Origin of the sequence: Methyloglobulus morosus KoM1, from assembly GCF_000496735.2 — a bacterium.
Taxonomy (GTDB): domain Bacteria; phylum Pseudomonadota; class Gammaproteobacteria; order Methylococcales; family Methylomonadaceae; genus Methyloglobulus; species Methyloglobulus morosus.
In genome coordinates this window covers 82939-92129 of the sequence record NZ_AYLO01000100.1, presented here as the reverse complement: position 1 = coordinate 92129, position 9191 = coordinate 82939, and the positions used below count along the sequence as shown (strand labels likewise).

Below are 9191 nucleotides of genomic sequence, written 5' to 3'. Positions count from 1 at the left end.
GTAAACCCTTGTGCTGCAAACCATTTTGGTAGTTTTTCCAAAGGGCAATATGCGGCAAAACCACTAAATTGTACAGATTTCATGGATTTTTGTCACGCAGTCTTTTGTTGTATGTAGTCTCCATGACTTATGCGGTATAGGTACTGGGAAAGCGCTTTTATTCTTGAAGACAGTTCTGTGATATCTTTAGCCCAATTAATATTTACATTAAGCCCTGTTATCTGTAAATCATGAACCAAATATTTGATGTAGTCATTGTCGGTGGCGGCATGGTGGGTGCTGCGGTGGCTTGTAGCTTGGGCGGCAGTTCGCTGCAAGTGGCAGTGATTGAGAATGCGCCGCCGCCGCCCTTTTCACCGGACCAACCCCATGATCTACGCGTTTCCGCATTGAGTATTGCGTCCAAAAAAATACTTGAAACGGTCGGGGCTTGGCAAGGCATAGAAAGTCGTAGGGTTTGCCCATTCCGCCGGATGCGCGTGTGGGAAGCAGCAGGGGATACCGAATTTTGCAGCGATGACATTAACTATCCGCAACTGGGTTACATCGTAGAAAACAGGGTAATTCAATTGGCTTTGCTTGAGCGTTTGGCTGATTTTGACAACATCACCCTGATTTCTCCGGCTGTCATCAATAAGATACGTTATTCAATAGGTCAACCATCAGAACTGACTTTGGATGATGGTCGCGTGCTATCGACAAAAATCCTGGTTGCCGCAGATGGCGGGCAATCCCGCGTCAGGCAGGCGGTCGGTTTGGGGGTGACCAGTTGGGATTATAAGCAACATGCCCTGGTGATTTACATTGAGACGGAATACGGCCAGCAAGATATTACCTGGCAACGGTTTGTGCCGACGGGGCCGCAGGCTTTCTTGCCATTGACTGGGCATTATGGCTCAATCGTCTGGTACCACTCGCCGGATGAAGTGAGCCGGTTGAAAGCGTTGCCGCTCAACGATCTGAAAAATGAATTAATGGCGGCATTTCCAGAAGCGTTGGGACAAGTAAAAACCGTATTGGCGACGGCAAGTTTCCCCTTAAAGCGCCAACACGCGCAAGCTTACGTCAAGCCCGGCTTGGTGTTGGTGGGGGATGCCGCTCATATGATTAACCCTTTGGCGGGGCAAGGGGTTAATATTGGGCTGCTGGATGCCGCCGCTTTGGGCGAAGTGTTGGTCGATGCCGTCAAGCAGGGTGTTGATCCCAGTGACCTAAAGGTGTTAAGGCAGTACGAAAAAATGCGCCGCAACGAGAACCTGAAAATGATGACGGTTATGGATGTGTTCTATCAGGTTTTCAGCAACGAAGTCTTGCCCGTGAAATTTTTAAGGAATCTGGGGTTGGGGCTGGCGGAACGGGTTTTGCCGGCAAAGCATAAGATGATGCGGATGGCGATGGGGTTGGAAGGCAAACTCCCCAAGCTGGCGAAAGGGACGCCGATTATTTGACCGCATACGTTGTTTTTTTTGGCTTTATGTTATCCAAAACATAGATGAGTTCATCCCGCAGTCGTTCTTGTCTGTCGGGGTCAGAGAGGGGTTGCGATTGTAAGTCAGTAATATGGAACATATCTTCGACCCGGCTTCCTATCGTAGTTATTCTTGCGCTATGCAGGTTGATGTCGTTCTTGTTAAAAACCCTGCCGACTTGGGAGAGTAGCCCTGACCTGTCGGTTGTAATAAGCTCAAGGATAGTCTGTTTGTTCAAAGGATCGGGATGGAACTTGATGTGGGTGGGGATAGGAAAGTGCTTGGCTTGCCTGGAAAGACGGTGGATATTGCGGTGTTCTTTCACTGTCTGGTGCAATAAGTTGTTGCGTAAGGCATTGCAGATATGGGTGACGCGATATTTGTCGTTGATGGGTTCCCCTGATTGTTCAAGCACTTGGAAGGTGTTGAGGACGTAATTGTCGTTAGTGGTCATGATTCGTGCATCCAGGATGGTCAACCCCAATTGATCCAGGGTCGCCGTGCTTAGGGAAAATATGGCCCCCACATTCTTGGCATAAACAAAGATTTCCGCACTACCTCGGCGGGTTTGCGAGCGCAGGATAACTAAAGGTAAATCGGTTTCGCTAGCCTTTGCTATGGCGGACGTTTGCCAAACTATTTCATCGGTGGAATAACGCAAGAAATAGTCGCCGCTTACATGATGTTGCCATATTTTTTCGAGCTCGGGTTCGGTGAACCCTTGTGCAATAAGTTCATCAGTCGCTTCTTTTTTGTGCTCCAGGCTTCGGTCTTTCAGGGCGAGCGGGTTTTGTAACCCTTTGCGTAATGCGCTGTGCGTTGCCGAGTAAAGCTCCTTAAGCAGCGAATCTTTCCAGGCGTTCCAAAGTTCCGGGTTAGTCGCCCTGATGTCCGCAACGGTCAGCAGATAGATATGGTTAAGGTATTCGATGCTGCCAACCTTTTGGGCAAATTCGTGGATTATGTCCGGGTCGCTGATGTCTTTACGTTGTGCGGTCATCGACATTGCCAGATGATTGCGTACCAGCCAGGTGACGAGCTTTGTGTCATGCGCGGAAAAATCGTGTTGCTTACAGAAGCCTTTGGCGATTTCCTCGCCTATTGCGGAATGATCACCTTTCAGCCCTTTGGCTATGTCATGGAATAGCGCCGAAATAAATAAGATTTCCTGCTTATTGATTAAAGTAAACACGTCGCTACAAAAAGGCAATTCGTGCTGGTGCTTTTCAAGCGAGAAGCGGCGTAGGTTACGGATAACGAACAGCGTATGCTCATCCACCGTGTAAATATGGAACAGGTCGTACTGCATGCGGGCAACGATATTGGCAAAGCTGGGCAGGTAGGCCGCTAATACGCCGTAACGGTTCATCCGCCTCAATTGCGTGGTGATACCGTGCGGTTGCCGGAAAATCTCCATAAACAAGTGGTTTGCCGCCTTGTTTGTCCGAAATGAATCGTCAATAAGGTACAGGTTTTTTCGGATAAGTCGGATGGTCGTGGCCCGGATCCCTTTTAGGGTTGTATTTTTTTGGAGGATTAGAAAAATCTCAAGCAGGGCCAAGGGTTGGCGTTCAAAAACCTTGTTGTCTATGGCCTCGATGTGCTGGTTGATGACGACAAAATGATGGTTGAGCGGTTCTGCTTCCTCCTTGCTATTATCGCCAATGACAAAGCGTTCGTTGAACAACTGCAACAACATTTCGTTAAGTCTTTGCAGTTCAAGGATGGTCTTGAAATAAAACTGCATGAATTGCTCGACATCTTCGTTATACAGCGGATTTCCCGCGCTGAAGCCGAATTGGCGGGCCAGGTCGCGCTGGTAATCGAAAATCAGCCGATCTTCACTGCGCCCGGTCAGAAGATGCAGGGCAAAGCGTATTCGCCACAAGACGTGCAGGGCGGCGATGAGTTGATTGTATTCGGACTCCGGCAAAAAACCGTATTGGATCAATTCCCGCAAGGTCTTGGAATTGTAGTGCCGCTTGAACACCCAGGTGATGACTTGCATGTCACGTAATCCGCCAGGGCCTTCTTTGATATTGGGCTCCAGGTTGTAGGCCGTGTTGTGGTATTTGGCGTGGCGTAGTTGTTGTTCCTGCATCTTTGCCGCAAAAAACTGGTCGGAAGGCCAGATTTTGTCGGGTGTTATTTCATCCTTCAGTTTTTGGTAAAGTGCGGCACTACCAATAATCAGGCGGTTTTCCATGATGCTGGTCATGATAGTCTGGTCGGATTGGGCTTCCAATACCGTTTGTTCGACCGAGCGTACGCTTTGCCCTGGTTTAAGGCCTATATCCCAAAGAAACGTCAGGAAATTTGTCAGGATTTCTTGATACTCGGAAACATTTCCGCTATCCAAAAGAATGACAAGATCGATATCAGAATGTGGGAATAGCTCCCGCCTCCCGTAACCGCCAACGGCAATTAGGCAGAGGTTTTCAGCGTGGTTGCCGAGAAAATGCCGCCAACTTGCGGCCAGTATCCCGTCGATAAAATCGGAATTATCATTGAGCAGGTCTTTGACGGATTGGTGCGGATCAAATTTTTGTTGCAGATCAAGGTCTTTTTGTTTGATAAGCTGCTTGAATTCCTGCACTTTTGTCTTGATTGAAAACCAAGCGTCAGTGGTCGGTTTGCTCATGCCAAGCCCTGTTCTTCCTGGCGCAAGGTAAGGATTTCGTAACCATTTTCAGTGACCAGCACCGTATGTTCCCATTGTGCTGACAGGCTGTGGTCTTTGGTGACTGCCGTCCAACCGTCTGACAGCACTTTGACGTGCCGTTTACCTTGGTTGAGCATGGGTTCAACGGTAATGATCATACCTGCTTCAAGGGCTTCGCCCTCACCAGCCTTTCCGAAATGCAGGACGTGTGGGTCTTCATGGAAGTTTTTGCCTATGCCGTGCCCGCAAAACTCCCTGACCACGGAATAGCGGTTGCTTTCGGCAAATTTTTGTATGGCGTGGCCGATGTCGCCCAATGTCGCGCCATGTTTGATTTGCTGAATGCCCAGATACATGGCTTCTTGGGTGATTTTAATGAGGCGCTTTGCATGGGGGCCGACTTCACCGACACAGAACATTTTACTGGTGTCGCCATGATAGCCATCTTTTATGATAGTGATGTCAATATTTACAATATCGCCGGATTTAAGTTTTTTATCGCTGGGAATGCCGTGGCATACGGTATGGTTAACGGATGTGCAGATGGATTTGGGGAAGCCGCGATAGTTGAGGGGGGCTGGTATTGTCCCTTGGACGTTCACGATATAGTCATGGCAGATGCTGTTCAGCTCCTCCGTGGTGATTCCCGGCCTAACATGCGGCTCGATCATTTCCAATACGTCGGCGGCCAGTTTCCCGGCAATCCGCATTTTTTCAATTTCAATTTCGGTTTTGATGATAATAGGCATGGAACGGGTTCAATGTACAAGGATCGGGGTGCAAAGATAAGGGGCTGAGGCAAAAAAACACACAGTTTTGAACCTCGCACCCTGATCCTTGTGCCAATAATCTCATGAGTTTAACAGACTTCGGCTTGTTGTAAAAAGCTGATTATGGTATAAAGACGAGTTGATTTACACAACAAATACTCACGCCTATCGTCACGCTTGGTAGGGTGCTGGCTTTTAAAACTTAAGGCTGGTTACCAGGCGGGATAAGCGGAGGCTTAACCCAACCCGAAACATAGGTTTCGGAAATACAATCTTTAGGAGTAATGAATGTCGGCAGTAACCATGCGTCAAATGCTAGAAGCGGGCGTCCACTTTGGACACCAGACCCGTTATTGGAATCCCAAAATGGCTAATTACCTGTTCGGTTCCCGTAACAAGATCCATATCATTAATTTGGAAAAAACGCTTCCCATGTACAATGACGCGATGAACTATTTGGGTCAGATGGCAGCAAACAAAGGCACCGTACTGTTTGTGGGCACAAAGAAATCGGCACGTAAGGCCGTTGCGGAAGAAGCCTTGCGTTGCGGGATGCCTTATGTCAATCATCGCTGGTTAGGCGGCATGTTGACCAATTTTAAGACCATCAAAAAATCGGTTTCTCGCCTAAAAGAGCTGGAAGCCATGAAAACGGATGGCACGTTATACCAACGTTTCGGCAAAAAAGAAGCATTGGGTATGGAACGTGAACTCGAAAAGCTGGAACGAAGCTTGGGCGGCATTAAAGACATGAAAGGCGTTCCTGATGTGATTTTCGTAATGGATGTCGGATACGAAAAAAATGCCATTGGGGAAGCCAAAAAGCTGGGTATTCCCGTGGTCGGTGTTGTTGACTCCAACAACTCACCAGAAAATGTTGATTACATCATACCCGGCAACGATGATTCGATAAGGGCAGTAAAGCTCTATTGTGAAGGCGTTGCGGCGGCGGTCATTGATGCCAAATCTGCTGCTTTGGGCATGTCCGCAAAGGCGGATGATTTTGTTGAAGAAACCGCAATAGAATCACAAGCCGACTAGGCTAGTTTAGCCCGCCTCTATCGGCGCAGGCACTGACATTGGTCGATAAGCGCCTCCTTAATGGGGGCGTTTTTATAGAGTAAACACACAAGAGATTAGAGTATGAGCGAAACAATTAGCGCGGCAATGGTCAAGGAACTGCGTGAGCGCACAAGTTCTGGCATGATGGAATGCAAGAAAGCCTTGGTGGAAGCCAATGGCGATATGGAATTGGCTATTGAGAACATGCGTAAATCCGGCCTTGCCAAGGCGGACAAAAAATCAGGCCGTATTGCAGCAGAAGGCATTATTGGCGTTAAGGTGAGTGCAGATGGCAAAACCGTCGCTATGGTGGATGTCAATTGCGAAACAGATTTCGTTGCTAAAGCTGATGATTTCGTGAGATTCGTCAACAGTATCAGCACATCGTTATTGGCCGAAACCGTTACAAATGACGAAGAATTGCTGGTTATGAAGCTGGGTGACGGGCAAACGGTCGACGAATTGCGCAGGAATTTGATTGCCAAGTTAGGTGAAAACATTGCCGTTCGACGTTTCCAAAAATACCAGACTGAAACAGGCGGCACCGCCTGTTACTTACATGGCAGCAGGATAGGGGTGATAGTCGAATTGACAGCAGCCAATCCTGAACTAGGCAAAGACATCGCCATGCACATCGCTGCAAGCAAGCCGATCTGTGTGTCCGAAGACCAAGTTTCTGCGGAAACCATCGAAAAGGAAAAAGACATTTTCCGGGCGCAAGCGGCTGAAAGCGGCAAGCCCGCCGATATTATCGAAAAAATGGTGACCGGTCGCATCAGCAAGTTTTTTGCCGAAGTTACATTGCTAGGCCAGTCATTCATTAAGGATGATAAGTTGACTGTGGGCAAATTGGCGGCATCTAAAAATAATGGCGTCGTGCGCTTTACCCGCTTTGAAGTTGGCGAAGGCATAGAAAAGAAAGAAGAAAACTTTGCCGAAGAAGTGATGGCGCAGGTAAGGGGCAGCTAGTATTAGCAATGAAGCTTTGAACTAGCTGTTTTCGTTCGTGGTTAGATAGGTTTGCCACGGCGGAATCAGCGAGCTCAATACGGACGGATCTACAGGCCCGTTCGTCGGGCTTACCGAGTGGTACTTGTCTCAGAGCTTATGCCAGTATCCTTTAAGTTAAGCCCAGGACAAACAAAAATTAATCCACTATGACCAACACAATTTGCCAAAGAATATTGCTGAAATTGAGCGGTGAAGCTTTAATGAGCGATGCCGGAGGCAGCATTGATGCTGACATCCTCAAAAGATTAGCAACGGAAATCATCGAATTATGCGGCATGGGCATTCAGGTGGGTTTGGTCATTGGGGGCGGCAATATTTTGCGTGGCGCCCAAAAAGCGGCGGAAGGCTTAGATCGGGTGACAGGCGACCAGATGGGCATGTTGGCGACGGTCATCAATGCTTTGGCAATGCAGGATGCGCTGGAAAAGTTGGGGCAGCCAGTCAGGGTGATGTCCGCCTTGAAAATCAACCAAGTTTGTGAAGACTATATCCGTCGCCGTGCCGTCAGGCATTTGGAGAAAGGTCGGGTGGTCGTATTTGCGGCGGGGACGGGAAACCCGTTTTTCACCACTGATTCCGCCGCCAGTCTTCGGGCAATTGAGATCAATGCAGAATTGATGATTAAAGCCACTAAAGTTAAAGGCGTGTATTCTGCCGATCCTGAAAAAGCCAAGGATGCGATTTTTTATCCGCGCTTAACTTATGACGAAGCCTTGGACCAACGCCTGAATGTCATGGATACGACCGCGCTGGTATTATGCCGGGATAACAACGTCCCCATGAGGGTAATGAACATATTTGAACAAGGGGCCATTAAAAGATTGATGCTGGGCGAAGAAATCGGCTCCCTTATTGAGCGAGGAACGTAACATGATTAGCGATATTCAACAAGGTGCAGCTACCCGCATGGGCAAAAGTATCGAATCCCTGAAACACGAATTCTCCAAGATCAGGACAGGGCGCGCGCATCCCAGCCTGCTGGACCAAATCACCGTTTCTTATTACGGTAATGAATCCTCCTTGTCGCAGGTTGCCAATATCGCTGTGGAAGATGCTCGGACCTTGACTATTACACCATGGGAAAAAGCGATGGTTCAGGTCATCGAAAAAGCCATTTTGAAGTCCGACCTGGGCTTGAATCCTGCCACTAATGGCATGGTGATCCGTATTCCATTGCCTTCGCTTACGGAAGAACGCCGCCGTAGTTTGGTCAAAGTTGTCAAAAATGAAGCCGAAAATGGTCGGGTCGCCATTCGGAATATTCGCCGCGATGCCAATGCGGAAATTAAGGAAGCACTGAAAGAAAAGTTAATTTCCGAAGATGAAGCGCATAGTGCAGAAGAAAAAATTCAGAAGATAACTGATCAGTACATTAAAGAAGTCGAAAAATTGCTGGAAACTAAAGAAGCCGACCTATTGTCAATTTAGCAAGGAATCCCTATGGCTACTGGTGACAACGATATTATGGTAAGCGAAAACGGTATTCCGCGCCACATCGCGATTATCATGGATGGGAATGGGCGTTGGGCTGAAAAACGGTTTATGCCACGTGCTTTCGGTCATCAAGCGGGTGTCAAGGCGGTCAGGAAGATCGTTGAACACGCAGGGAATTTAGGTGTTGAAGTGCTGACTTTGTTCGCTTTTAGTAGCGAGAATTGGCGGCGACCTAAAGAGGAAGTTTCCTTATTGATGTCGTTGTTTGTCGAAACCCTGCAAAGGGAAATCGATACGCTGGATAAAAATGGTGTGCGCTTACGCTTTATCGGCGACAGGACGGCTTTCCCCGATGTCTTGCAAGATAAGATGCGAGTGGGGGAAGAGCAAACTAAAGACAATAAAGCCTTAACCCTGGTCATAGCCGCTAATTACGGTGGACATTGGGATATATGCCAAGCGTTCCAAAAAGTTATCGATAAAATGGCTACGGACGGATTAAGCCGGCAAGTTATCAGTCCAGAGCTTATCCAGGAACATTTATCGACAGCAGGTTTACCAGACCCCGACCTTTTTATCAGGACGGGTGGTGAAGAACGGGTCAGCAATTTTTTGTTATGGCAACTGGCTTATACCGAACTTTATTTTACGACGACACTCTGGCCAGACTTTGACCAGGACTCATTGGACGATGCTATCAACAGTTTCAAAGGCCGACAACGGCGCTTTGGGTATACTGGCGAGCAAATACTCAACAAATCGGCTTCACTTTAACTTTAAGAC

At 48.0% G+C, this 9191-nt stretch carries 8 protein-coding genes; 6 read left to right on the top strand and 2 right to left on the bottom strand.

Translation table 11 applies throughout. The features are described from left to right. Nucleotides 1-230: 230 nt before the first annotated feature. Nucleotides 231-1448 (top strand): UbiH/UbiF/VisC/COQ6 family ubiquinone biosynthesis hydroxylase, encoded by a 1218-nt coding sequence (locus MGMO_RS13380; RefSeq protein ID WP_023495593.1) that lies wholly within the window; start codon nucleotides 231-233, stop codon nucleotides 1446-1448. On the opposite strand, the gene glnD is transcribed toward MGMO_RS13380, so the two are convergent. After that, nucleotides 1441-4110 (bottom strand): [protein-PII] uridylyltransferase, encoded by a 2670-nt coding sequence (gene glnD / locus MGMO_RS13375; RefSeq protein ID WP_023495592.1) that lies wholly within the window; start codon nucleotides 4108-4110, stop codon nucleotides 1441-1443. The two genes, MGMO_RS13380 and glnD, sit on opposite strands and share 8 nt — an antisense overlap. After that, the gene (gene map, locus MGMO_RS13370) at nucleotides 4107-4880 is read right to left on the bottom strand and encodes a type I methionyl aminopeptidase (RefSeq protein ID WP_023495591.1); all 774 of its coding nucleotides are present in this window, start codon (nucleotides 4878-4880) and stop codon (nucleotides 4107-4109) included. Before map ends, glnD begins: the two co-directional genes overlap by 4 nt. 309 nt (nucleotides 4881-5189) lie before the next feature. On the opposite strand from map, the gene rpsB reads away from it, so the two are divergent. The 5 genes from rpsB to MGMO_RS13345 all read left to right on the top strand — a co-directional run bounded on the left by rpsB (nucleotide 5190) and on the right by MGMO_RS13345 (nucleotide 9182). Next, on the top strand, nucleotides 5190-5942 hold the full coding sequence (gene rpsB / locus MGMO_RS13365; RefSeq protein WP_023495590.1) for a 30S ribosomal protein S2: 753 nt from the start codon (nucleotides 5190-5192) through the stop codon (nucleotides 5940-5942). A gap of 102 nt (nucleotides 5943-6044) precedes the next feature. Beyond that, entirely contained in the window at nucleotides 6045-6932 is an 888-nt protein-coding gene (tsf, locus tag MGMO_RS13360) for a translation elongation factor Ts (RefSeq protein WP_023495589.1), read from the top strand. 188 nt (nucleotides 6933-7120) lie between these two features. Next, nucleotides 7121-7843: a UMP kinase gene (gene pyrH, locus MGMO_RS13355; RefSeq protein WP_023495588.1), complete on the top strand. Its 723-nt coding sequence runs from the start codon at nucleotides 7121-7123 to the stop codon at nucleotides 7841-7843. A 1-nt stretch (nucleotide 7844) separates the two neighbouring features. Beyond that, nucleotides 7845-8402 carry a ribosome recycling factor gene (gene frr / locus MGMO_RS13350; protein ID WP_023495587.1) on the top strand — a complete coding sequence of 186 codons (558 nt, stop codon included), beginning with the start codon at nucleotides 7845-7847 and terminating at the stop codon, nucleotides 8400-8402. A gap of 12 nt (nucleotides 8403-8414) precedes the next feature. Then, entirely contained in the window at nucleotides 8415-9182 is a 768-nt protein-coding gene (locus MGMO_RS13345) for an isoprenyl transferase (RefSeq protein ID WP_023495586.1), read from the top strand. The last annotated feature ends 9 nt before the right edge of the window (nucleotides 9183-9191 follow it).